At 54.1% G+C, this 23,620-nt stretch carries 34 protein-coding genes; 12 read left to right on the top strand and 22 right to left on the bottom strand.

Annotation, left to right across the window (positions count from 1 at the left end; all coding sequences use genetic code 11):
- Positions 1-224 precede the first annotated feature (224 nt).
- A complete protein-coding gene (locus AGA_RS04115; protein WP_083503536.1) occupies positions 225-1,859 on the top strand; it encodes a carbohydrate porin in 1,635 nt (544 codons plus the stop codon).
- A gap of 9 nt (positions 1,860-1,868) precedes the next feature.
- Here AGA_RS04115 and AGA_RS04110 read toward each other — a convergent pair whose 3' ends face one another.
- Complete coding sequence (locus AGA_RS04110) at positions 1,869-2,204, bottom strand: acyl-CoA thioesterase (RefSeq protein ID WP_059024633.1); 336 nt, start codon at positions 2,202-2,204, stop codon at positions 1,869-1,871.
- 378 nt (positions 2,205-2,582) lie between these two features.
- Between AGA_RS04110 and AGA_RS04105 the strand changes: the two genes are divergently transcribed.
- From AGA_RS04105 to AGA_RS04100, 3 genes are all read left to right on the top strand, one after another.
- Positions 2,583-2,792 carry a hypothetical protein gene (locus AGA_RS04105; protein WP_157065302.1) on the top strand — a complete coding sequence of 70 codons (210 nt, stop codon included), beginning with the start codon at positions 2,583-2,585 and terminating at the stop codon, positions 2,790-2,792.
- A 527-nt stretch (positions 2,793-3,319) separates the two neighbouring features.
- Entirely contained in the window at positions 3,320-3,469 is a 150-nt protein-coding gene (locus tag AGA_RS13685; RefSeq protein ID WP_157065301.1) for a hypothetical protein, read from the top strand.
- A gap of 279 nt (positions 3,470-3,748) precedes the next feature.
- Positions 3,749-5,119: an MFS transporter gene (locus tag AGA_RS04100; protein ID WP_059023148.1), complete on the top strand. Its 1,371-nt coding sequence runs from the start codon at positions 3,749-3,751 to the stop codon at positions 5,117-5,119.
- Positions 5,120-5,958: 839 nt separating this feature from the next.
- Here AGA_RS04100 and AGA_RS04095 read toward each other — a convergent pair.
- Complete coding sequence (locus AGA_RS04095; protein WP_059023147.1) at positions 5,959-6,342, bottom strand: hypothetical protein; 384 nt, start codon at positions 6,340-6,342, stop codon at positions 5,959-5,961.
- A gap of 19 nt (positions 6,343-6,361) precedes the next feature.
- Between AGA_RS04095 and AGA_RS13680 the strand changes: the two genes are divergently transcribed.
- Entirely contained in the window at positions 6,362-6,595 is a 234-nt protein-coding gene (locus AGA_RS13680) for a hypothetical protein (protein WP_157065300.1), read from the top strand.
- On the opposite strand, the gene AGA_RS04090 is transcribed toward AGA_RS13680, so the two are convergent.
- From AGA_RS04090 to AGA_RS04025, 14 genes are all read right to left on the bottom strand, one after another.
- A complete protein-coding gene (locus tag AGA_RS04090) occupies positions 6,573-7,121 on the bottom strand; it encodes a twin-arginine translocation signal domain-containing protein (RefSeq protein ID WP_059023146.1) in 549 nt (182 codons plus the stop codon). The two genes, AGA_RS13680 and AGA_RS04090, sit on opposite strands and share 23 nt — an antisense overlap.
- Positions 7,118-7,471 carry a hypothetical protein gene (locus tag AGA_RS04085; RefSeq protein WP_059023145.1) on the bottom strand — a complete coding sequence of 118 codons (354 nt, stop codon included), beginning with the start codon at positions 7,469-7,471 and terminating at the stop codon, positions 7,118-7,120. Before AGA_RS04085 ends, AGA_RS04090 begins: the two co-directional genes overlap by 4 nt.
- Positions 7,472-7,475: 4 nt before the next feature.
- Positions 7,476-7,910 (bottom strand): cell wall hydrolase, encoded by a 435-nt coding sequence (locus AGA_RS04080; protein WP_059023144.1) that lies wholly within the window; start codon positions 7,908-7,910, stop codon positions 7,476-7,478.
- Positions 7,885-8,364, bottom strand: a complete 480-nt coding sequence (locus tag AGA_RS13675; RefSeq protein WP_157065299.1) for a hypothetical protein — start codon at positions 8,362-8,364, stop codon at positions 7,885-7,887. Before AGA_RS13675 ends, AGA_RS04080 begins: the two co-directional genes overlap by 26 nt.
- Before the next feature lie 65 nt (positions 8,365-8,429).
- Positions 8,430-8,879 (bottom strand): hypothetical protein, encoded by a 450-nt coding sequence (locus AGA_RS04070; protein ID WP_059023143.1) that lies wholly within the window; start codon positions 8,877-8,879, stop codon positions 8,430-8,432.
- Positions 8,876-9,775 carry a hypothetical protein gene (locus tag AGA_RS14025; RefSeq protein WP_059023142.1) on the bottom strand — a complete coding sequence of 300 codons (900 nt, stop codon included), beginning with the start codon at positions 9,773-9,775 and terminating at the stop codon, positions 8,876-8,878. Before AGA_RS14025 ends, AGA_RS04070 begins: the two co-directional genes overlap by 4 nt.
- Before the next feature lie 2 nt (positions 9,776-9,777).
- Positions 9,778-10,350, bottom strand: a complete 573-nt coding sequence (locus AGA_RS04060) for a DUF2612 domain-containing protein (protein WP_059023141.1) — start codon at positions 10,348-10,350, stop codon at positions 9,778-9,780.
- Positions 10,350-11,564 carry a baseplate J/gp47 family protein gene (locus tag AGA_RS04055; protein WP_059023140.1) on the bottom strand — a complete coding sequence of 405 codons (1,215 nt, stop codon included), beginning with the start codon at positions 11,562-11,564 and terminating at the stop codon, positions 10,350-10,352. Before AGA_RS04055 ends, AGA_RS04060 begins: the two co-directional genes overlap by 1 nt.
- Positions 11,551-11,904, bottom strand: a complete 354-nt coding sequence (locus tag AGA_RS04050; protein ID WP_059023139.1) for a hypothetical protein — start codon at positions 11,902-11,904, stop codon at positions 11,551-11,553. Before AGA_RS04050 ends, AGA_RS04055 begins: the two co-directional genes overlap by 14 nt.
- A gap of 335 nt (positions 11,905-12,239) precedes the next feature.
- Positions 12,240-12,740, bottom strand: coding sequence for a hypothetical protein (locus AGA_RS04045; RefSeq protein WP_059023138.1), 501 nt, complete (start codon positions 12,738-12,740; stop codon positions 12,240-12,242).
- A gap of 59 nt (positions 12,741-12,799) precedes the next feature.
- Positions 12,800-13,351 (bottom strand): Gp138 family membrane-puncturing spike protein, encoded by a 552-nt coding sequence (locus AGA_RS04040; RefSeq protein WP_059023137.1) that lies wholly within the window; start codon positions 13,349-13,351, stop codon positions 12,800-12,802.
- 79 nt (positions 13,352-13,430) lie between these two features.
- Complete coding sequence (locus AGA_RS04035) at positions 13,431-14,417, bottom strand: baseplate hub protein (protein ID WP_059023136.1); 987 nt, start codon at positions 14,415-14,417, stop codon at positions 13,431-13,433.
- Positions 14,410-14,718, bottom strand: a complete 309-nt coding sequence (locus AGA_RS04030; protein ID WP_059023135.1) for a phage baseplate plug family protein — start codon at positions 14,716-14,718, stop codon at positions 14,410-14,412. Before AGA_RS04030 ends, AGA_RS04035 begins: the two co-directional genes overlap by 8 nt.
- Before the next feature lie 3 nt (positions 14,719-14,721).
- Positions 14,722-15,438, bottom strand: coding sequence for a phage baseplate protein (locus AGA_RS04025; protein WP_059023134.1), 717 nt, complete (start codon positions 15,436-15,438; stop codon positions 14,722-14,724).
- Positions 15,439-15,686: 248 nt separating this feature from the next.
- On the opposite strand from AGA_RS04025, the gene AGA_RS13665 reads away from it, so the two are divergent.
- From AGA_RS13665 to AGA_RS04010, 3 genes are read left to right on the top strand one after another with little or no spacing between them, the layout of a single operon-like run.
- Positions 15,687-16,688: a helix-turn-helix domain-containing protein gene (locus AGA_RS13665; protein WP_157065298.1), complete on the top strand. Its 1,002-nt coding sequence runs from the start codon at positions 15,687-15,689 to the stop codon at positions 16,686-16,688.
- Positions 16,689-16,690: 2 nt separating this feature from the next.
- Positions 16,691-16,885, top strand: coding sequence for a hypothetical protein (locus AGA_RS14020; protein WP_059023132.1), 195 nt, complete (start codon positions 16,691-16,693; stop codon positions 16,883-16,885).
- A complete protein-coding gene (locus AGA_RS04010; RefSeq protein WP_059023131.1) occupies positions 16,882-17,148 on the top strand; it encodes a hypothetical protein in 267 nt (88 codons plus the stop codon). The genes AGA_RS14020 and AGA_RS04010 overlap by 4 nt, the downstream gene beginning before the upstream one ends.
- A gap of 87 nt (positions 17,149-17,235) precedes the next feature.
- On the opposite strand, the gene AGA_RS04005 is transcribed toward AGA_RS04010, so the two are convergent.
- From AGA_RS04005 to AGA_RS03995, 3 genes are all read right to left on the bottom strand, one after another.
- A complete protein-coding gene (locus tag AGA_RS04005) occupies positions 17,236-17,511 on the bottom strand; it encodes a hypothetical protein (protein WP_059023130.1) in 276 nt (91 codons plus the stop codon).
- Positions 17,512-17,576: 65 nt separating this feature from the next.
- Positions 17,577-18,359: a Rha family transcriptional regulator gene (locus AGA_RS14015; protein WP_231946002.1), complete on the bottom strand. Its 783-nt coding sequence runs from the start codon at positions 18,357-18,359 to the stop codon at positions 17,577-17,579.
- 12 nt (positions 18,360-18,371) lie between these two features.
- Positions 18,372-18,560, bottom strand: a complete 189-nt coding sequence (locus AGA_RS03995) for a FitA-like ribbon-helix-helix domain-containing protein (RefSeq protein ID WP_059023129.1) — start codon at positions 18,558-18,560, stop codon at positions 18,372-18,374.
- A gap of 81 nt (positions 18,561-18,641) precedes the next feature.
- Here AGA_RS03995 and AGA_RS14440 point away from each other — a divergent pair, with 81 nt between their 5' ends.
- The 3 genes from AGA_RS14440 (at position 18,642) to AGA_RS03980 (ending at position 20,583) form a co-directional block, all read left to right on the top strand.
- Positions 18,642-18,944 carry an Arc family DNA-binding protein gene (locus AGA_RS14440; protein WP_059023128.1) on the top strand — a complete coding sequence of 101 codons (303 nt, stop codon included), beginning with the start codon at positions 18,642-18,644 and terminating at the stop codon, positions 18,942-18,944.
- 99 nt (positions 18,945-19,043) lie between these two features.
- Complete coding sequence (locus tag AGA_RS03985) at positions 19,044-20,177, top strand: type I restriction endonuclease (RefSeq protein ID WP_059023127.1); 1,134 nt, start codon at positions 19,044-19,046, stop codon at positions 20,175-20,177.
- A 127-nt stretch (positions 20,178-20,304) separates the two neighbouring features.
- Entirely contained in the window at positions 20,305-20,583 is a 279-nt protein-coding gene (locus AGA_RS03980) for a hypothetical protein (protein ID WP_157065297.1), read from the top strand.
- Between the two features lie 2 nt (positions 20,584-20,585).
- Here AGA_RS03980 and AGA_RS03975 read toward each other — a convergent pair whose 3' ends face one another.
- Positions 20,586-22,301: a transglycosylase SLT domain-containing protein gene (locus AGA_RS03975; protein ID WP_059023125.1), complete on the bottom strand. Its 1,716-nt coding sequence runs from the start codon at positions 22,299-22,301 to the stop codon at positions 20,586-20,588.
- Between the two features lie 77 nt (positions 22,302-22,378).
- On the opposite strand from AGA_RS03975, the gene AGA_RS03970 reads away from it, so the two are divergent.
- Complete coding sequence (locus tag AGA_RS03970; RefSeq protein ID WP_059023124.1) at positions 22,379-22,669, top strand: hypothetical protein; 291 nt, start codon at positions 22,379-22,381, stop codon at positions 22,667-22,669.
- Here the strand turns inward: AGA_RS03970 and AGA_RS03965 are convergent.
- Entirely contained in the window at positions 22,664-23,008 is a 345-nt protein-coding gene (locus AGA_RS03965) for a hypothetical protein (protein ID WP_059023123.1), read from the bottom strand. The two genes, AGA_RS03970 and AGA_RS03965, sit on opposite strands and share 6 nt — an antisense overlap.
- A 131-nt stretch (positions 23,009-23,139) precedes the next feature.
- On the bottom strand, positions 23,140-23,619 hold the full coding sequence (locus tag AGA_RS03960; protein ID WP_059023122.1) for a hypothetical protein: 480 nt from the start codon (positions 23,617-23,619) through the stop codon (positions 23,140-23,142).
- Between the last annotated feature and the right edge of the window lies 1 nt (position 23,620).

Genomic DNA, 23,620 nt, shown 5'->3' with positions numbered 1-23,620 from the left:
TATGATTAAACACAAACAAACTCACCAACACGTGCTTTAAATCACGTGTTGTTATAATCGTTTTTTACAAAACATATGTTACGAAAAATCCAGTTCCATCAGTTCTGGCAAGGATTTTCGTCCGCGGATAAACCCAAACCGCAAAATCAAAAAAATAAAAGAAAACATATTCATTAATACTGTGTTTTCAAAAATATCTTCACAAAAAATTTGAAAAAATACTCATGCCCTTAAAATCATCAGGATGTCTGGCTTTGGCCACATGGTGCCTTGCCACTCTGTATGCATCCCCTTCGTATGCACAACCCGCACCAGCCAATCCGACTAATGCTCCGGCTTTGGTTGAAAATACCCTCCGTAACATGCCTGAACAGGACCTGCTGCCGGACCCTCGGGTTTTGCAACGCCCGCTGAACTCCCCCCTCCCTCCAAGCGGTGTACCCGTTGCGCCATGGCCGGGCCTTGCCACCATGAACATCCCCAGCGTGAATGATTATGGCAATAAAAAACCCCATCACATCATGACGCTGGAAGCCCTCAGCCCGGGCGAAGGTCCATCGTGGCTTCTTCCGTCTGAAGTTGATGCCCAGCGCCGCACGGATATGGAAGACCCCTATTACGTGCCCACGGCGGGCAGCAGCCACCTTGTGCCCCAGATCATGCCGTTTAGGGAACGCCTGCAAAAAAAAGGATTTGCATTCTCTTTTACTTACAAAGGAGAAGCCATGGGCAACATAAATGGCGGCATCCGTCGGGGCATGGACTATGTGCATGAACTGACATTGCAGATGAATTTTGATCTGGGCAAAATGGCAGGGTTGGAAGGATGGTCCGTTCACACCCTGCTCATGAACCGTGCGGGACGCGAAGTCTCACACGATATGGTGGGCGAATATTACGTCAACCTGATGGAAGTTTATGGCCTGTCCGGGCATGTTGTGGCGCATCTAGTCGATTTGTACGCCGAAAAGCAGTTCCTGAATAACCGGATGGATATTACTTTTGGCCGTATGTCTCTGACGCATGTTTTTGCAACATCGCCGCTCATCTGTTCCTTTATGGTCACCTGTTCAGCCCCTGTGGCGCTCAAGCTGGACCCGGGGTTTTCCGTCTATCCCAAAGCAACATGGGGCGCTCGTGTGCGCTTTCGTCCTACACGGGATACCATGATACAGCTTGGCGCGTATCAGGTCTCTCCGCTCAACGGCAATCCCAGCGGATGGTCATGGGGGAGCGAGGACACAACGGGCCTGATGCTCCCTGTGGAACTGACATGGCAGCCTTTTTTAACCCGCAACCGCCTGCCCGGCCATTATGTGTTTGGCTACGCGCATGACACATCGCGCTATGCCGATGCTCTGGGCAGCAAACCCGCCTCACTGCTGGCCCAACCGGGAATGGAACGCAGCGCACCTATGGACATTTTCTGGTTTGAAGGCGACCAGATGATCTACCGCATGGGTGGGCGTAACCAGATGGCCGGTGGCTACCTGATGGCCGGATACATCCATAATACCCCGCACGTTTCATCCATTTCGGACGAAGCCTATGCTGGGCTGTCGTTTAACGGGCTTATTCCTTCCCGCCTGACGGACAGGCTGGGCATTATGTATTCATGGTACCATGTGAGCGACCGAAAGCGGCTTGGCCAGACATACGCGCTGGATGCTGGCCTGTCTCTGGGCAGTCAGGTACGTGGACCACAAACTGACTCCCATGTCATTGAGGCCTATTACGCCATTGACGCAGTGCCCGGCGTAACCGTTCAGCCCGAATTTGAATATATGGTCAGGCCGGGTGAAACATCACATATTCCAGACGCTGCACTGGTTGGGCTTAAAGTGATTGCCAACCTGTAAAACAGCCGCTCAATCCTTGCTCAGGGCCTGCGGGTGGCCTTTTTCATCCACCGCCACAAATACAAAATGCCCCGATGTTACCTTTTGGCGAATGTTTGTGCGGCGGATACGCCTTACGGCTTCCGCACAAATGGTAATTGATGTGCGCCCCACTTTAACAATACGCGTATAAACATTCAGCTCATCCCCAACAGACATGGGATGATGAAAAGTCAGACCGTTAATCGCCACGGTCACGCACTTGCAGGCGGCAAAGCCTTCTGCCGCCGTGCTGGCGGCAAGGTCCATCTGCGCGGCAACCCAGCCACCAAAAATATCACCCGCTGCATTGGTATCGCGCCTCATGGCAACAACACGAACTGCCAGATTTTCGTCCGTTGCCCAGTCACTTGGCTCTGTATTACCCACGGTTCCCCCTTATACCTGCACGAACCCATACTGGAATGTACAGCGCCATGTTTCTCCATTCCCGCACAAACATACAGAGGAATTTACGCACTTCCCCCATACCTGTACCAAACGTGAAAATTCACGCCGTCTGGCAGGCTCTTCCCTCCTGCTCACCCCGTCTCAGGCCCCCACTTCCCACGCGATCACGCATTTGTTATGTCGGGGAGCGAAATATCGCTTTCACAGATATAATTTTATTTTACACGAATCTGAAATGATGGTCATAATCCGTAATGTGGAGGGATAGTAATGTACAGATATGCAGTTTCTTATGTGGGTCAGACAAATACCAATGTCTGGGACACCATACTTCAGGCAAAAAGCGCCAACAAAAGCTCAAATAGCCAGGTCACAACAAGCGGATCTGGGCTGGTGTATGCCAACAATACAAAAGAAGCGCGCGTTAGTGCCAACGAAAAGTTTATAGATAAGAAAATAGAAAGCATTCTGAAAGAAAAAAATTCAGGGTCTTTTTACGCCTAATCCTTATTATTCATCCATTTTTACAACTTCAAGACGCAGATTTATTTTTCCATTTTGTTCAGACACATTTCATGAACTCCCCTGCAAACGACCACATCCTTAAAAAATGGGCATTATCTGCGGTGCCCATGTCGCGCTCGCTGACCCAGCACCTGCCCTGATCATCACGTAACCAGTTCAAGGCGGATGGGGCACCAGCCAGCAGCCCCGCAGAGGAGCCTGCTGGCTGCAACCACTCAACGTGGAATGCACTCGGCAATAGCAGCTCCCACGTTCCAGCACTGCCCAGTTATATCTGACACAGAACCATGTACAGGCGCGGACATGAGAGGATATTCTTCCACTCATGCCGACCTCATGCCCTTACACACATCATTACTCTGGCGTCTGCCTAGAGCGCATCAGCATCGCAGTGAAGCTAATAGATTTTATCTTAGTTGGGCCCTAAGATTCCTAATTTGCGTTCATGTGCCACACAGAGTGCGTCTAGCATGCATAGTGTGCCAGTCATTTTTAGGAGAACCGTTGTGACGAATGAAGAAAGAGATGAGCTTTTAAAAGCTACAGCCAAAGCAGTTTTGGAGCTTTACCAAAATCTCCCCAAAGAACTGTCTGAAGTCCATTCTCTGGAAGTAGCCGGAAGCCAACTGGCTCAAACACTCAACCGAATTCAGTGAGCTAACTGCCAGAATACGGAACACCCACAGGCCCGTACATCGGCAGTTCGGCTCTTACGGGCAAAACGCAATTGCCGATGTACGCCCAACCCAGTGAGCGCTTTGTTCCACAGATATATCCGTTAGCAGAGCCTCTATCTCGACCTCTTACACTCTTGATCCAGTATTCATCTTGCCGGACTTATGTCTGCGCGTCTTATAAAATGCTGCAACAGTATTGGCATTCTCGCCCGTAAGACACAAAGTGACCTTTTTTGCACTTAGGACACTGGATTTTTTATGACCTCACCGCCTGTTTCTGACACGCAGCGCCGTCTGGTCATGCTTTGCGCCGTGCTTGGCATTGTTCTGGGCGGGCTGGATGGGGCAATTGCCAATATTGCTCTCCCCACCATTGCGCGCGACCTTCATTGTAGCGAAACTCAGACAGTCTGGGTTGTCAATGTCTATCACCTCGCTGTCGCAGTCAGCTTGCTGCCTGCCGCTGCTCTGGCGGACTCTCTGGGCCTAAAACGGGTTTACGGGTTCGGGATGGCGCTTTTTACAGCAGCATCCCTTGCCTGTGCGCTTTCGGGCTCTCTGGGCGTTCTCATTGGGGCTCGTGTTGTGCAGGGGTTGGGAACAGCCTGTATGGCCGCACTAAGCGGTGCACTTGTCCGCAGTGTATATGCAAGAACCCAGTTGCATCAGGCTTTTGCCATTGTCGCATTGGCTGTTGCCATTTCCGCCGCAATTGGGCCTACGCTGGCAGCGGCGGTTCTGGCTGTTGCTCCCTGGCCATGGCTGTTTCTGATCAACGTGCCGATTGGTATAATAGCCGTTGCGCTTTTCCTACGGGCTGCTCCGACCAGTCCCCGCGCTCCGTTCTCGTTCGACTGGGCTGGTACACTGCTGAATGTGGGCGCTCTGGGGCTAAGCATTCTGGGGGTTGATGCTCTGGGGCAAAAAGAAACTGGGCTGGCAACGTTTGAAATCGGAGCAGGTTTACTGTGCACTCTTCTGCTGTACGGACAGCAGAAAAATCTGAAGATGCCTATGCTGCCACTGGACCTGCTGGCTATTCCGCTATTCTCACTCTCAATCCTGACATCAATCTGCGCTTATGCGGCACAAATTCTGGCCTATGTCGCACTACCGTTTTTATTCCAGACGGTTATGCATCTCTCTGCCGTCACAACAGGCCTGCTGGTAACGCCTTGGCCTGTGCTTGTTGCCGTTGCAGCCCCTTTTGCGGGCCGACTGGCAACCCGGCATCCGGCCTCGATTTTAAGCAGTGTGGGGCTGGCAATTTTGGCAGGAGGACTGGCAGCCCTCAGCCTTATGCCCGCACAACCTACCTTTGGGGACATATGCTGGCGGATGGCGCTTTGCGGCATTGGTTTTGGCTTTTATCAGACGCCCAATAATCTGACCGTCATGACCTCTGGCCCAGCAACCCGCAGCGGTGCGGCCAGTGGGATGATGGCAGTCGCACGCACACTCGGCTGGGCGCTGGGCTCTGCGTTAGTGGCACTGGTCTTTGGCTTGTCCCAAGGGAGCGGCGGCGCGGTACATTGTCTTGAACTCGCCACAGGGTTTGCTCTTTTGGGTACGGCACTCAGTGTTTCGCGCCGAGCTGTTCGGCGCGAGGAAGGGCGATTGGGAAGGTGAAAGACGGCTTGCAAGACGCCAGCACATGAAAACACCATGGCAGTCGTCGCGCGCTATACACAGAAAATGCCCGATGCTTACCGAACCGAGAGGCGCGCTAGGTGGTAGGATAAAAGCGGAACGGATTTGGCACGGATACAGGTTCCAAATAATGGAATTTGATGCCGTTTGTTACCACTTGGAGAGTGTATTTTTTCAGCGGGAGACATGGTGAAAACCGCAGAATACTGCGGCTCAGGAATGGTGGGCGCAACAGGGATTGAACCTGTGACCCCTACCATGTCAATTTTGTGGACTGGATAGTAGAATTGGCTATTTTCTGCTCTTAATTTTGTACCTACGCATAAACTCCACTGATTTTCCACACATATTGCGCCGAGAATTCCCCTTGTACAACACCCCAAGCCTGTACTACCCTGTCAGGGCTACGGCGGCGTGGATGGACACGTATGTTGCGACAGACCACTTGGGGATGCAGCTTGGGACGGGCGCACATAGCGCGACAACCCCACTCCGGGAATGGGAGCCGGTATCAAGCCCGGCCCGTAGCAACAAAAATCGTCCGGCGGATTACAGTCGGTGTGCTCGTTGGTTGAACACAAGAAGCCATCAGATAGCTGCGGACGCGGTGAGCAGACGGTGGAAGCCCGTCACCTTGTCGCTCAAATTTTAGCAGCAAATCCGTTTGATGCTCAAAAACGGCACTTCATGAGCGTCAACCATTGGGAAATCCCCAATAATTCAGTTGCTCGGAATTTCCGAGTAACTCACTTCCGCCGCAATCCCCATGCTATAGCAGCCAAGCCAACGGCTCTCCGCTGCCTGTGAGCGCCGTTGGTTTAGCCTTTCCTCGCGCGCCGCTCACAAGCCAACACCAAAGGCCGACAGGCAGAATACGGCCCCAGAAGCGTACCGCTAGGCCCGGTGTATTCCACCTGCGCCACACGCCCCTGCCGCAACCGGGCGACGAAGTGGCACGTCCCGTGACCGCTCAAATCAAGCTCCAGCGACATTGGCCCCTTGAGCGTAAACGGCCCCTGCACCTGCTGGTCCTGCCGCCATTGCAGCACTTCTCCATCTGGCAGGGTGGCCACGTTGTCCGGTACCCCGGCGCAGGCGATGAGGTCCGAGCGAGGCATACCGATAAGGTCATGCTTTGCCCGCATGGGAACGGTGGAGCAGGCAGAGAGAGCCAGCAGGCAGCCCAACGCTTTAATCCGCATCGTCCTGCCCTTTCGTAAGTTGTCCCCAGAAGCTGCCAGCGCTCGCTCGCCAGCGCCATATGAGCGCCAGCAGGAGAGTGCCGAGGCCGACAAACGCGCCCCCGGCTATGGCTCCACACTCGAAGTCCGGCGTCATTACCAGCTGGCACTGATGCTGGCGGCGAAGAAAAAGCCGATGATTGCGCCAACAGCTACGCCCGCAACGGCGCTTGCCCCGATTGCTATTCCGATCATGATGCCCCCAGCGTCTTGAGTGCGGTCGCTTCCTGATCATCCGTCACACTGGACAGGCTGATGCCCAGAACCCCCATGAACGCATCCAGCACGGTCAGTAGGGCATTGAAGGCAGTGATGGCCTCGTTGATGACTGTACTTGTCACGGTGGACTGAGCCGCAGTCAGGCCGGAGCGCAGGGCCGTGGCGACGCTGTTCAGGTCCACAAGGATCGTATCGACCTTGGTTTTCCAGTTCGTATCATCATACGTGATGGTCAGCGTACCGTTGGTTGCGTTGGAGAACGCTGTCAGGCTGGCTGCAAGAGCCGTTCCGGCCGTCTCAATCAGAGCCACGGCGGCCGTGCCCATGGCAGTAGAAATAGCCGTGATGCTCAGAATGGTGGCGATGGCGTTAATGCCTGCCTGACCGTAAGCCTTCACCTTGGCTGTGTTGAGAGTGACGGTAGTTGTGCTGCCCGTAGTGGCGACCGTGCAGGCGGTTAGGGCAGTCGCACCCACAAGGGCGGACGTGCGCAGGAAGCTGCGGCGGGAGAGGCTTTTCATTTCGTATCGTCCTTGGGGATGGTGACAACAGAACCGGGGCCAGCCAGAGGGCTTGCTTTGGCGACGGCCGCACTGGAGCGCAGGGCAAGAGCCGCGTTGGCTGCGTACTTCCAGTTCAGGGCGAGGAAGTTGATGATGCGGTACAGCAGCCAGAGCTTGCCGGTCTGGTTAGCGGGCAACGGGATCTGCGTTGCGGCAAATCCGGCGCCAGCAAACACAGCGCAGGCATAGAGCACCCATGTTGCCTCGGGCTGCGGCAGAGCAAGAGCGAGAGCAATGGGGGACAGGCCGCCGGTTACCGCCGTTGCGGTCTGGGCGGCTGTAGCTTTGGGGGATGGCGTATCAGCCATAGGGTTATCCTTCTCCAAAAGGCCCCACGCGGTAAAACGCATGGTGACCAATCGTGCAGCGATAGAAGCGGGGAGCAGCCCATGGAGGCGCGTGCGGAAGGCGCGTGTCATAGTAGCTGTCTGCCCCGCTGGTGATGTCGGTAAGGGTGCCGCTCACAAGGCGCTGGGCCAGCGCAAGGGCGGTCTGGAACTGTGGGTCCGCGCTGGTCACAGCCAGCAGCTTTTCCCGGTTGGGGTCGTTGTCGTTCCAGCATGAGAACTGCCACGGGCAGAGGAATACGCCGCAAATGTTGTGACCCCACCACGCGGGCCGGGACAGCCGGTTCATGCCCGCGCACAGAACGGCCTGCATGCCGGATGGGCCTTCGCCCCTCGCCTCACCCCATGCGGTGCGTGCGGCAACCTGTACGGGGTCAGTGAGTAGAGAGGTTTGCGGCATCCGCCTGCCCCCCCTGCGCCACGTCCCACGGCTCGCGCAGGTGCAGCCAGCGCACCCAGATGGTACTGGCCACCTCCTGATCGGAAAGCAGCGTGGACCCTACGGCAGCCCCAATGGTGCAGGCCAACCCAACGACAACGGCAAGTTTGCGCCAACGCCGCAAGCTGTCCTCGGCAAGCTGGTTCTGGCGCTTTTGCGCGCCCGTGTGTTCGGCAATCTGTTTGGTCAGGTCGGTTAGGGCCTTGCGTGTGTCCGATGCCTCCACGGCCCGGTTGCGCTCGCGCTCCTGCCCCTGCGCCTCGACAGAGATCAGCTTTTCCATCATGGCGGACTGGCCAGACTTGAGTGTATCCACATCGTCCTCCAGCCCATCAAGGCGGCGGGCGTGGCTGTCCACAATTTCGCGCAGGTCATCATCAGCCGCGCAGGCTGCTGCGCACTGTGTTTCAGTCATGGTTTTGTCCGGGCATAAAAAAACCGCCTCACTGGGCGGTATGGTTTGTCAGAGCTTGCGGCGTCTTATGTGGCAGACGTACTGCTTGTCGTCGTCATCACGTCCGTAGGCTGCGTGGGTAATGCAGTGCTGGTGGTGTCCGTGCCGTTGGCAATAGCCGCAATGGCTTTCACATATGCCTTCATGTCCGCCGTAAAAACCTCCCCCATGGCGCCAGCAAGATTGGCCTGCTGCTGTATCCATGCCTGCGCAGTTGCAGCCTGCGTTTTTAGGGGAACTGGAACAACGGGCGGCGTGTAGTCCACCAGCGCACCATTCTCCACTGCCATGCTTTTCGTGCCAGTATTCCCGCCTTTTGCCGCCCACTGGTCTGCTGTCATGGCAAACAGGGTGCTGGCGGCAGGAAGGCCATCCGTGGAGATACAACTCCACATATCGTACCATGCACAGGGCTTATCCATACTGGCATAATAGCGCGCAGGATAAGCAGCTTTCAGGTCATCCAGAACGCTCATTGTTTTTCTCCAATAGCTAATACCGTAAGAACGTAAGGTTCAACAGAATTGCCGCCCCCGGCATAGCTAGTTCCATAGCCGCCTATAAAAGTACCGCCCCACGTGAACCCAGTGTTGTCTATCTCTTGAGAGTAAGTGCCGCCAGAGTTTTCGGTTTGCACAACGGTTGCTACTCGCGCCCATTTTCCGCCTGTTGGTTCTGGGTTGATTTGCAACCATACCTCGGGAATCGTCCCAGCCTTAAAAGCCACCGGAAACTTGGTCACAATAGGAGCCTCGGCACTACTCCCTGTCACTGTAAACGACTGCACCTGTAAATCTGGAGAGGCCATTGGCAGGTCAGAGAGTAGAGCCAGAACGGAATTATTTGTGCCATCCCCGAACACCGCGCGCCCGTCCGAGTTCTCCACGAGGTTAGTAATGCGCGTCTGTCCGGTGGACGGAACGGATTTGACGTAGCGCTCCTCTGCCCATGCCTGCGTGGCGTAGCCGTTGAACAGGGATTGCCAGCTTGCACCGTCTGCGCCGGGGGTGGAAACATTGGCATCTGCCGTGCTGACCCAGAAGGTGCCGGGGGTGCTACCAGACACAATGGCTCCTGCCGGGTAACCGCCAATGGACTGCGCAAAGGTGGCATCAAACGGGCCAAGGTAGCCTGTCTGCAACACCTGTATGGCGCTGGAAAGCAGGTTGAGCAGGCCGTTCATATCCTGCCCGCGCGGGGGTTCGCCCCCGGCTGCGCGCGCAATAAACGTTTCCGGCGGAAAGCCAAGAGCCACCGAGGCCGTGCCATCACCCGCCGTGCCCTGCGTTTGCGGGATGGTGGCAATGTTGCCCGCTGCGGCACTTGCACCAATGGGCGTGCCAAACAGCTTGCGGTCATCTGTGCTTTTCATGGTTATTCGCTCTGAATGGAGTAAGAAACAGACACCCCCGCAGGACGGGGCAATACACCGCTGTTCTGGATGATGCTGACCTGAACATCCGTTGGCACGAACTTGAACACGTAAGTCATGCTCATGTCGGCATTGTCCTGCACATAAGCATCACCTTGGCCTGCAAACAGGGTTGTGAGGATCTTGTTCAGAGACAGGATTGAGCCATCGGAGATATTGGCCAGAGCCTTGGCATAGATAAGCTGGCGGTAGCCATCATCAGACAGGCGGTAATTGCTCGTGGCATCTACCCCCCGATACCATGGGGCCTGATCAAAACCCTCTTCCGTCAGGTCGTTAGCCTCGCGGAAGCCGAGGTATTCGGACGCCGATATGCTCAGGATACGCGAGACCCCGACAATGCGGCCCCATACGTCCAGCCCATAGCCCTGCGCCGTCTGCACGTTCCAGACAAGGCTGTACCAGTCATCTATCTGCGTGGCCGGGTCCAGCATCTGGTTCCACGCCTCGATAAACGAGCATATGGCCGGACTGTTCGCGTATTGCGAAAGAATGGTCTGGCTGACGTTCTGCACTAGCTCACCGTAACGGCTATGTTGCCCGTCTCAAGCGTTGGAATCTGGTCGATGTTCATGGCAGCGGTAAAACCGGTCGGGCTGGCCGCGGTGCCGATGGTGATCTCTACAATCTTTACCCATGACCCAAGGGCCGCAACGGCTGCATAAAAGCTGCTGGCATAGAGCGTTTGCCCGATCTGGGAGCCTTCCATACCATCAAAAGCCGCCAGAATGGCCGCCTGTACGTCTGCCGCAGCAGTTGACGGAACGCCGCTGTTCTTCTCCAGCGTTACGGCAAAAAAGACTGGCGTATCCGTGGCCCGCGTGAACTGCACGGTATAGGTTGGTGGCGTATGGTAGGCGCTGTTCGGATCGGTCACGGTTACGCTGGTTGTGCCCGTGTAGCCGCAGCCGGGCGGCTTTTTGCTGATGATGGCCAGAGCCACATCCTCGTCCGTGCCGCCGTTCACGCACACGTATAGGCTATGGGCCGCAATGGATACGCCGCCAGTCGTTACTGCTGCATCCGTGCTGTTGTCGGTCACGTAGGCGTCTGTCACCCCGTCAACGGACAGCACTGCGCCGGCGATGGCGTTGAGGGAACCAATGGCATTGCCCTCTACCGTTGCCTTGCGCCGGGCTTCAAACGCCTGTCGCCCTTCCTCCGCACTCCCCGTCACGCCGGCCACCGGGTTATTGACCGATGTCAGGCCCGTGACTGACTGATAAACAGACACGCTATTGGCGGGGCAGTAGATCACGCCCTTAGTGGTGCAGGAGAAGGAGCCTATTCCAGCGCCCGTTGCATCCAGCGTGATAGTACCATCTGCGGCGTAATAATTCCCGCTCCCATCCTGAATGAGCGTTCCTTCCGGCACCACAGCCCCAGCGGCCCCGATGCAGGTAACGGTAACAACCGTAGCTGTCGCACCCTTGCGACTGATGAAATAGATATTGCCAATGGCGTCCTGCATACGACCGAATGCCCGGTCGGGGTCCACGCCGTTGAAGATGGCAAGCATCTGGTCATAGGCATCCCCCAGAATGGCCGTGAGAGACATAGCAAGCTGGCCCTGTGGGGTGGACAGGCCAGTGTTCAGGTTGCCACCCATTGCCGCGTTCATGTCCGCCAACACGCCGGTTAGCATGTCGCTTTCAGCTGGGGCCACAAACCCCGCATCCGTAAAAGACGGCGCTGGTACTGATGTTGTGCCGTAATCAGAGCCCGACATTGCTGGTGGTCCCGTCTGTGGTGGTGTAGAGAATTGCGCCAGAAAGCGCGCGGTCATAGCTCATGCCGGAGACCATGCAGCGGGCCTCGGCCACGTCCGGCACGGCTGCGGCAGTCTGCTCAACCTGCGTTTGAAAGACGGAAAGAGACTGGTTCTTGCCCAGTATGTTGGTCAGGTAGGGCAGCCCCTGCGCCGTGTCGTAATAGCACTCGCCCTGAAACACCCGCACGGCAGAGGAAATATCCTGCCCGACCGCATAGGCGCTGGAGGCCACAGCAATGTTGCCATCGTGGTCAAGCAGCAAGTCCCACGTGCTCCGGTCAAGAAGGATCGTGTTCATGCGCCACCAACAAAAAAGCCGCCCAAAAGGACGGCTGATAGACTTGTGAGAGATTAGGAAAAAACTACTGCAAAAAGGTACCGGGTACAAGCGGTATCTGCACAGACCGCGCAACGGTAGAGGAACTATGCCAAAAACCGCGCGCGGGTACAAGGGAAGATGTTCCCCATCTGTGTACCTTTTGGGGTGGGGTGGGTACTGGCAGGATGATGTGGAAGGGAATCCGCATGACCGATAAAAAGCCCGCACCAGCACCGCAGCCACAGCGTCCGAACCCCGCTTCTATCATCCAAAGTGTGAAGCGATCCTCTGGAGCGTTCGTTGGTGATTCTGCCTTAAAACGAGCCCCATCCTCCACAGGCGATGGAAAGAAGAAATGACACGATAGGCGTCAGGCTTAGGGACACCCACGCGGCCTTAAGCCAACGCCTGTCTCTGCCAATGGTTTTAGTATTTTCCGCCGTGATGTAAGACGCAGTGTAGGCCAACCACAAGGCGGCATGCTCTTCGTCTCGCTCGGGCACGTCAGATAGAATGGTGTCTACACCATCTGGCCCTACATTTTTGGATATAAGGGTAGTGGAGTAGAGGCCTGCCGCGCACAAAGCGCTTGTAACCCCAAAGCCCAGAGCAAGAAACGCGCAGACAATGGAGTATTCCCGCTGGGAAAAGGCTCCAGCCAAAGATGCCGTTGTAAGGGTGACGGATAGCGGCAGGACCGCGCCCAACCTTCCCTTAATCCTATCGAACGAGGCCACCGTTTCTTGGTATCCCGCGTCTGCGAGCGCCCTTTTTTCTTTCGCCAGCCACAGAGCAAAATCTTTATCGTCTGTCATTCTTGTTTTCTCCACGCGGCGATATGCGGCTGTTCTTTGCTAATTGCAATATGGCGGCTTTACTCCGGCCCCCCAGTATTCCCATTCCCCGTCTGCACACCCGAATGCTTGTGACTGTCCAGACTGATACTCCCCGCTTTAACATCCCCGGTAGCCGTCACTGCCCCGGCCACATTAACCGTGCAGTTAATATCGCACTCGGAGGCATCCACCACGAACTTGCCCGCTGTCTTGACGTGCACATCGCCCCCAACCCAGCCGATATATTCAGCCGGAGCGCCATTGAGGAAGCCGCCGATGTACAGCGCATCCGCATAATCATGCTGGCGGAAGCTGCCGGGGGCGGACGGGGCGCGGTTGGCCTTTACGCCCGATATGTCCCGCCCGCACACAATGAGCGCGCCAATGTCCCCCACAGCCGGGTCGCAGATAACCGCCCGCGTGCCGCCCTGTAGGCGAAAGTAGGGAATGCCGTAGATAATGCCGTGCGGCACCGTCCGCCCTGCCCCGTCCTGCTGGTGGACCATAATCTGCACGTCCACCGTGCCGACCGGCTCCAGCCCCGCGCCATGCACCGCCTTGACCTGCACCAGAGTGTCTGCGCCGATCATGGAGAGGATGCGGCGGATTGCGGCATTGGTGGTATTGAAACCGGAAGCTCCGTCTGGCCGCTGCCAAGACCCGGGAAGATTACCCGAGTTTGAAGTTTGCTGGGTTGTCACCGCGCGTTGCTCCCACAAAGGTTGTCCACTGACCGTCCGGCACTTCTGATTCAAGGTTGTGTTCGATGATGTACGGCAACCATATGCCATTGGCCGGAGAGGTCTGGGCTGGCACCTGCCCATTCTGGTTATCAACCCACCCAGCCGGAGCGTAATCGCTCTTAAGTCGAAGGGGGGAGTTGTACCGGATATTGGGGTTGAACAGGCATTCGAACAGAACGCCCGCATCACTGTAGGCGGGGTAGCCGATGAGGCCGCTTTTCGCACTGATATAGGGCATATCAACCCCTACATCATCGGCTTTATAAGCGTAATCGTGGGGCCAAACATGAAGGGTTTTTAGGTCTTCGTCCAAATGGAAATCTGCCTTTACCGACAGACAAAGGCGCTCCATCGCGCTTCTTGGGTCGCCACACCCATAATAGCTGGGGAAGACGGCCTTCACGCCATGGTTTAGGAGCGTCCACCCCATCGCGCCGCAAATGGCGGAGGCAATGGTTTGAAACGCTGCCGGGCCATTGAACGATATGGGCGGCATAGCAGAGGCCGCCGACAAACAAAGATTATTCGCCTCGACTTGGAAGGCCACATTTGGTGCGCCAGTAAAATCCACGAACGCAGCGGTAACGTATCCGGAAAAGATCACAGACTTAGGCGATGTATCGTCTCCAGCAAGCAGAGTAATTTTATTGGCATTTTGCCATGTCATGCGTGCACGAATGACGCACATTCGGTTCATTTCGCTCAAGTCCATCCCTTCAATACGAAGCGAAAGGGACGAGCCAGTGGACATTCCCGCATTTGTAATATGGCATCGAACACGGTGGCCTGACAGCATCAGGCTGTCCTTGCCATCGGGGCCAAATCCGCCTGTTACAAGATCAAATTTCACATCTAGCTTTCGCTGGTGAAGCTTTTTTTGCGAACGATGCCCAACAGATTCAATTTCAGACATTCTTTCCCTCCTGATACATCAGGACATACCGCCCGCTAAACCCGGAGTAATCAGGGTCGCTTTCACCCTCTTGGTCCGTGAACATCATATCTCCGGGCATGCCGAAATAGGACTTCTGCACAAGCCACGTTCTGTCCTGGCACAGCAGGCCAGCGATAATCATCGTCCCGTTCAGCCAGATATTCATGTACAGGCCGTTTGTGCGCTGCTGAATGTCAAGCTGAACTGACTGCCCGGACAAAGTAACCTGAACTGATTGCTGGGCAACGGCGTTCAGGGGAATGACAACAGGATCAGCCATCTTTCACCCACTTATAGAAGCAGCTTGCGCGCTTGTTGCAGTCTCAGTCGAGACTGGACCTGAGAAAGCTTTTGCCTCGCCGCTGGGTTTTACAGTCTTTGTTAGCTGGTTGGATGCCGTCAACCGCACCTCCTGCATCCGAATGTCCGCCCACAGCAGCGTAACGCCTCGCTCAACCGAGCGGCGCATGGAGTATTCGACCACGTTCATGTTGGAGTAGGTCTGCTCTGGCGTGGTCACATGGTAGAGGTTGAGGTCCGCCACGACTGCATCCAGCGCTTTGGTGAAGCTGGTGCGCGCCGTAAGCTCAGGGGATGCGCCCGTAATTCCAGCGGTCGACAACAGGTTGCTGATTGCACTCAGGTTGCCGTAGCTCACGCTGGTTCCGTCACACAGCATTTCCACCATGATCTCGCTCGGGCGCTTCACCTTGTTGTAGGACATGAACGCGCCGTTCTCTAAGGGGGCGTCAGAGATCATATAGCCCGCGCGCATATCTATGGCCCGCACCCGGCCCGAAGTTATGACGGCAGTTCCGCTGCTATCGAAGATGCCCCACAGCTTGTCGGCCTGCTTGATAAGGTAGCTCTGGAGCAGCGTATCCAGTTCAACCGAGGCCACAGCCTCCGCATCGGATATGACCGGGGACCAGAGCTTGGGGACCCCGGCTCCCGAAATAACATTAGCTGTGACCGGCTGGGCCACCGTTTGCATGACCATGACTGTGGCTCCTGAATGGTGGCCGTAGCGTAGTACAGGTTGGGGGTTGGGTACAAGGTCACGCAACCGTCAATAAACGTGAAGGGTGTTCTTTATTTGTGTACCTTCCCCCGACATTTCATTGCATACAGGATTAAGTAAGAAGCAGAATACTAAGGGAATTTATTATTGGATAAATTAGAGAATAATATTTATGCGTCATTTTATTTAACGGGATTGGGTTGGGGTATATTTATTGAGGGACACTTATGAGTTCGCTTTCAAAGCCTGCGGCAAACATATCTGCTGATAGCCAGATATCATTGACAAAAATGTCAACAGATATAGATTCTCTAGTAGGATCATATTTATCTCTATGGACAGATACGCGAGGGAGGAAGGAATGGAGGAAGTGCTACATAACGAAAGAGATTGCAGACTTCCTTGCTGCGCATAAGACGAAAAATGGAATCGGAAAAACATCACCAACTCAACAGGTTGTAAGTTTACTCAATAGTTTTACCTCAGGAAGATCGTATCATACGATTGGCCAATTTGATGATGGAAAGCCGGAGCAGCCATTAAAAAAGCTGCAACCGATTTCTCCTGAAGGGCCCAACATATGGGAAATGCGAACTACTGATGTGAGAGTATTTGGTTGGGTCCATACGACAGAAAATACATTCATTGCCGTACTCGCTGAACTCAAGATGAACTTGGTCGATTCGCAAGACAAAGCTCTACCCATGGAATACGGCATAATGATTTTCTATGTCTTGTTTTGGATAAAGCAGCATTCGATAGACCCAAAGTTCATATGGAAAAAAACAATGACTATGCCTGCCTTCATTTCCGCGCTTGACTTTCTTTCTCCAGAAGAGATTCGGGAAGCAAACTTTCTTGAAAGCTTAAAGATGGCACTGCGCGAGCATGTTCAGGAGAGAATGAAAGCAAAGGGCTTGACGCAAAATCAGGTAGCCAAAGATTTGGGCTGGGAGCCTGCCTCTTTCTCGCGCGCCCTCAATCCCGATAGGCATATCAACACCAGATCCATGTTCTTGATTTTGGATAAACTTGGGTATGAATGGAGATTCGATTCTGTTGCCATCCAGCCGACGATAGATGGAGTTACACTTGACAGTACCTTTCTAACCATACAGCAAAGCTCTGCATCGATTATCTACGGCATCGCAGAAGATTTCGAATCTACATTTGAACCCTCGCAATCTAAATATGATTTTCAGTTACCTGCACATGAGGTGGGCGCATAAAAATGGCAAACAAAACGAAAATCGAAATAATTTCGGCAATATTTTGTGATGAGGTGCGGAAGGAAGCATCCGGAAAAGATATTATCATTGGAGCAACTCCCAATGGCGTCAGCGTTTTGAAATTTCCTGCGAAGATAAGGGGTAGTTTCTGGCTCCATGCAAAGGCAACAAACGTAGAAAAAAACAATATTCTATGAAGGTTGAACTCAGAAAAAAGAAAACTGATGAAATTGTGTACGGAGTTAAAATAGGAATAAGCGCCAATGAAGCCGCGCCCATAGATTACTTTGCGTTAACCCCACCTAGATTTATATTGAGCGTAGATTGCGAAGAAATATTTTCATTATTCTTCTCATTTGATGATGATAAATTTAAACATATTATTGATATACCAATAAAAAAGCTACGAATCCGCCCCTTCCGTTTGACCGAAGGGAGTAAAGTTATTGACGGCAATTGAGGGTGCTGTTCCACCCAAATAACCCTCCCCACCCCCACCAAACCCCGCTAAACGGCATCAGGTGGATTGGGGAGGAAATCCCCCCCCCTAAGCCAAAGCCGCCTGCCTAGCCTCCGCACCAACTCCCACAGGCACGTGCCGACCAAGAACCTGTACGGCAAATTTCGATTGCCTGCCGTCTATGGGATCATGCCATTGCATCAGCGCCCTGCGCGTTCTGTGCAGGCTGCGAAGTTCCTCTGGGTGGTTACTTTCCAGCGTGACCACGCAAATATTGCCGCGCGGGTCTAGAACAACAGCCCTATCGCCAGCCCATAGCTTGTAATCATCCGCGTCGAAGTAAACGACTTCCCCGCCAATCATCACCGCCCCTGTGACATTCCCACCAGCGTTGCCACCCCCGAAGGGATGGCTGGCCGTTACGGCGCTTACGCTGGCGTTTGGGAGAAAGGGCGCAGGAACTCCGCAACAGACGGCTTCCATTTAAGCTGCTGCTGAGAACCCTTCCCGCCACGCCGGGACGTATCGAACATCTTGCCGTAAGCAAGCCCCTTGTCGGTCATGCTCCAATCGCTGCCCGTGGATGAACCGGGGGTATGGGCCTGCAAGCCCGCATCAACGAGGATCTGATTAACGCGCCGGGGCGGAATGCCGAATGGCTTACCAAGCTGCGTTGGCGTTTGGTAATTGTCCTCCGTGGCAGCTGGGAGTGCTGCATACCCCATAGCCTCAAGCGGGTTGATGCCCGTGAGCGTGTGCGTGCCACGCGCAGCCATAAGAACCTTCTGGTTCTCGTCCACGTTGGGCAGATGGGCGACCACGTTCATGCAGCGGGTAAAGGCGGTATCAAACGCGGGCTTGCGGATGCGTTTGGGCTTAGGGGCGACCGGAGAACCCCGGTCACCTTCCAGCTCTAACCAGCGGTCTACAACCTTCTTGCGCTGCCGGGCATCATAGCCAGTGATCAGCGTGATGGTATGACTATGGTCAAGATGGATGTTTTTCACATACCCACGATTATCACGCTCGACGGCGTAACCCTTTGATTTTGCTTGATGGCTCAGGTTTGAGCCATCTTTTTCAATCTCCGCGATCATCGATTCAATATCACGGATGACGTTTTTATGCGCTTTGCCCGTCAGTTCAGCAATTTCCTTGCTGGACATCGTGGGGCTGGAATTTGGTGCTGATGGTGTGATAATAGAACTCATATCAGTGTTTCCTTATTCACTGTCAGAGGCATCAGAGCGGTTTTCGAGGCCTTGCTCTGGTGCCTTTTTTGTTTCCAAAACGTTTTTCAGAATGGCGGAAATCTCACCATTCGCGCTTCGATCATTCATGATTGCTCGTATCTTCAAAGATCGCAGCAGATCTTGATCAAGGCGCAAGGTGATGGTCGCTGTCTTTTTCATTTCGTCTCCTGACAACCATTATGGTTGCACGCCCATAAGGCATGACACCATTTTGGTTGTCAACTAGAAAGTGCAACCAATATGGTTTATAAGTCCAGTATGAGCGATGAGAGACGAGTTCCAATCACCCTGCGTATGCCACGCGCCCTCCTTGATGACCTCAAGGCGGAAGCGGACGCGCGTTCTCACTCAATGAACGCTGAAATAGTCCACAGATTGCAGGAGAGTGTGTATCTTTCACGCTCCGCGCTAACCTTCGAGGGAGGGCAGATGACAGATGCCGAGCGCGCAGTGCTCCAAGCTATGCGCAACATGGATGATGAGCATAGAAAGTCTCTTGTTATGTTGCTGAGCACATTCTCTAAAGCTAATGACGCTACGTAGGGCAGCTATCCGCACTTATTTTGTGTGCATATATTTTCTTTTTTAATGGCTATGGGCTAAATAATTCTAACATTTTTTTAAGCCGCAGGATTCGAGCGTATGTCAGATGATTTCCGCCAGAAATTTAAAGCCTTCTCCGAGCGTATGATCAGCATATCAAAGCGCTGCACGAATGAGGAGGCTACGAAACTTTTCCTGGTCCTGCCTTTAATCAATTTTCTTGGCTACGACACCATGAACCCCGATGAAGTATGCCCAGAGCATAATGCAGACTTCTCGGACAAGTACAAAAATAGAGTCGATTTTGCTATTCTCAAAGAGAACGCGCCAGTAATTGCCATAGAGTGCAAGTCACTCGGAGCAGAATTAAAGGATGATAGAGGGCAACTTCGCTCTTACTTCAATGCCGCTCCTACCGTGAAAATGGGCGTTATTACTGACGGGATGGTGTACGAATTCTACGCTGATTCTGACGAACCGAATATGATGGACTCCAACGCTTTTCTTTCTTTCGACCTGCACGATATTGCAAAGGGAAAGATCGAAGATTCTGTTGTAGATGGCCTTAAGAGCCTCCAGAAGTCCAATTTTGATCCTGAAAATATCGGTGCCGAAGCAAAGCGCAAATTGATCTTCCAGAATCTTGTTCAGCAGATTGAAGAGCTTGCAAAGGAACCTACGGACGCTTTTGTTAGGCTTCTTTTGCAGGGAATTGGCCTAAGCAATATTAGGTCAAAAGCAATGGCTGATTATACGGTACTCACCAAAAGCGCGTTTGGAGAGTTTATCAATCTCAGAATTTTACAACGCCTCGATCTTCCAGCTAAAGACAAAGAGCCTGAGAAACCTTTGGTTGCAACAGATGCAGTGAAGTCTGATGCAGACCCAAACAAAGACCCAGAAATTATTCCTTCTGAAATTGAAATAGAGGTATTTGAATATACTAAGAAAAGGCTTGCATTTTTATCGGATACTGACGAACTTTTTGCGGCCTTAGACGCAATAGAGTTTAAGGATTACAAAGGGAAATTTGTAGTCTTCTATGGGAAAGAAAGGGCAGGACGCCTATTCGACTTATACGAATGCAAGGACGCAAAATATAAATTCGATTTTGGAGAGGGTTCAGGTGGAGAGATTGTCACTAACTCCCTTGCAGATATAGACAGACCTCTCATTGCTGTATTCAAAGAACGTGTGGGGGATATTCTTCCCAATGGGAAAAAACGGAAGTAACAACATTCCCTGACCCGCCCACGCGCTTTTGGAGGTAGATTTGAGACGGTTACTTATTGTGATCGCCGCCCTTTCCCTGCCGGGGGTTGGGTGGGGTGAGGGCCTCACTCCAGCGGAGCGAGAGTCTATGCAGAATACAGCGGCATCTATGGGATACATGGATGCCAACCATAAGAGCGATGTATCTTCGTTGCATGCATGCGCCCGCTCATTCGGAGAAAAGCACGGCTTTGCAGAATCCAGAGAAACTCTGGCCGATGCCATGCTCGGATGCAGCGCCGAGAGGGACAAATTCTTATCTGACTGTCAGGCCCAGTTTTCCTTGCCAATATGCAGGAATACAGCAGGATTATTGCTGTTACATGGGGCGACGGTAGATAAACCCCTGCCCGTCAAGCAAGATTGAAGTTACGCAGCCCCAGAGTTAGCAAATGAGGCTGCCGTCCTCATTTCTACAATCTTGCGCTGCACCGCGTCCCCGGCCCTCTCAGGGCTGGGGGCCACGACCTTAATCTCCCCCACATTAACCGTGTTGTGGGTGGTATTCTGCCCACCCTCTGCGCCACCCCGAGGCATATCACGCACAGCATCTAGGGCCGCACTAACCCCAGAGATATAATTCTGCGTCTCCTGCGGGGCATGTGCCTGCCAGTCTCCACCGTACTGAGACATGCCTTTGCGCAGGTTGCCGCCACCCCAGTTGTATTCGGCAATACTGGCCGACAAAGAACCGCCATAGTTCGCAAAGTTGTTGTGGAACCTCTTTGCTGCGTAGCGCGCGGCCTGTTCAAAGTTCATGGGATCAACGCCCGCCTCCTTGGCCACAGCAGGCATGATCTGGAAGTCGCCCAAGGCCCCGGCAGAGGATGGTTTGACATTGGTCCCGCGCGAACTCTCGCGCGCCCATATGGCATCCATAAAGCCTTTGGGTAGCCCGTATTGCGCGTCAAGCTTGCTCAGGAACATCTTCTTTGCGGCATTATTGGTGTCGTTTTTGGAGAGTGACGGGGATGCTCCATTCCAGAAAAGATCGCCTGCCATGTAGGCGTCTGCCGCAAGGTTCAGGCCGCCAAAGGCTCGGGATGCTAAGCGGCCAACCCGGGCGGCGCGGGATGCCTTGGCGGCGGCTGGTTCGGCCTTCCCGCCAGCCTCAACCGCTTCGCCCGCGACCTTTCCGGCCCCTACCAGACGCTCAATGTTTTTCAGTGCACGCAGGAAGCGAACGCCACCAACAATACCGAGAACGCCCAGTATGGCGGTCCCCACGCCAGCGATGGCAGCAGATGTTCCTATCAGACCCTTGGTTAGTCCGGGGTTTTGCTTTTCGAAGTCAGAGAGGGCGCCCGTCACGCTGGTCAGGGCCGGGAGAAGGCTGCCTTCCAATTCCTGCGCGTACACACGGTTCTGTTCTGTCAGCTCCTTGTATCGCGCTTGCAGTTTTTCCGATTCCTCCGCGTTTTCCTGCATTCTCTTCCCGAAGGATTCATATGTAGAAAACGTGGACTTTACCGCGCTTCCTCCTTTGAGAACGAGATCAATAGACCCCTGATCCAGACCAATATCCTGCAAGAGACCAACGCGCGGAGCATTAGCTAGCTTGGTCCTGTTTTCAGCAAGATTTTGGTAAAACTTGCTAATGTCATTGATCTGGCCTGTCTTGATGTCAATGCCGTCACTCACTCCCAGCTGGGAAAGCCGTTGCGCAAGCTGGGCGGCCTGCGCTGGGTCCGTCATAGCGCTCTGAATGTTCTGTATGGATGCTGTGGCCGCGTCTCCAGACCCTCCCACAGAATCTACTGCCTTTTGCAGCGCATATACGTCCTTGGTTGCTATATTCAGCCGCCGAGAAGTGCGCTCAAGACTGGCATTGCTCGCCACCGTATCCGACACGAACGCCTTAAGGGTTTTCCCTGCGGTCATGACGGCAAAGAACGATAGCGCGCTGTTGCGCATTTTGGTGAAGAACTCAGCGGGCTTCACTCCACTGGCCTCAATATCCTTCCCGACCTTTTCCGCCTTGGCCTTTGTCTTATCAAAAGCCTCTCCGGCCTCCTTCCCCCCCTTCTGCACCCCCTTAGGGTCCAGCCCGAGGGTGACAACGAGGGCGTCAATTACTGTGGCCATGGGAAGGGCTTTCTGGGGAAATGTGATTGGTGGGGGATTGGAGGTACTGGCAGGCTGGGCGGGAAGGAGAATCCCACATGTCAGTAATTATGGTCACTTACGATCTGCATAAGCCGGGCGATAAAGGATATGACGCTCTTTACGACTATCTCCGCGCCTATGATTGCAGGCATCCCGTGGAATCAGTGTGGTTTTTGGATACGTCAAAACCAACCGAAACAATCATGGACGATATAGTAAAAATACTTCCATATCCCGACCATGACATGTTGATCGTCATTCGGCAGAAGAAGAAGGGATGGGTAACTTACGGAACCCCTAGGCTGGCTGAATGGTTCAAGGATCCTAAGAGGACATGGGATCTATAGATCATCCCCGTCACATGCCTTTCCCCCATGCGCGCGCCCATAATCCTCCGTTAATGGGGGAGACGTAAAAGACTCAAGTGCGCGCTTGAGGGCAATCTCTAACCTCCGGTCGAACTCATCCACAGTGATGCCGCAGGCAACAGTGAGATTGTCCGCGCGCCCTGCGTGAGCAACCTCGGACGTCCCGCTGATGCAAAATGGCAATTCGCCTACGATAGCGTTTCCGAAATCACGCAGGCGGCTCGCAAGCGCATTAATCATATCCGCGATGTTCTCAGGAGCCCCCTCGGAGAATGAAAGAGTAACCGTCAGGGGGGTGGTTTTCACTGCATCAGTCATGTTTCATCACCTATTAAACCGTTTCACAACGGCCATCTCCAGCAAGTCCTCAAAGTCCTCGCTGTCGTAAATGGTCTGGAGGTCGTGGAGGGACGCAAGCCCCTCCATAACTACCAGGGCGTGCCGTTCATCTACGTTGCAGACGCGGGCGCAGGGGCGTTGCTTTCCGTCCCCAGCATGAGCGTGAGAAGGGAGAACAACTGGCCTACGCCTTTGAAAAAATCCACATGCAGGGCGAATGCTTCCTTCTGGAGCCATCCGAGGGTGGGGATTTCCTCAATCTGCTCGCCGGCGGACACCACATCCCACGGCAGCAACATGGCCGGGTTGGATGGGTCCGGCTGCATCTGCACGCACTGGAGCAACTGATCGATCAGTTCATCCATGCGGGCCGGGTCCATGGCCGCGAAGATGCCGATGCCAGCAGCAGCCACGGCAGCAATACCGCCCCCGGCCGCAACCCCAGCAATATCCGCGCCCGAGGATGCGGCAGCCTGCAAGCAATGCCTGCCCCACCGGTCTGCCGCCACAGCGCTCATGCGGGTGATGACAAACCGCTTGCCCTTGTCCGCCCCTTCATGTGGGCAGACGACTGTTACCTGCTTGACCATA

Origin of the sequence: Acetobacter ghanensis (genome assembly GCF_001499675.1) — a bacterium.
Classification (GTDB): Bacteria; Pseudomonadota; Alphaproteobacteria; order Acetobacterales; family Acetobacteraceae; genus Acetobacter; species Acetobacter ghanensis.
The sequence above is the reverse complement of the archived record's forward strand: the minus strand, read 5'-3'. Positions and strand labels throughout refer to the sequence as shown.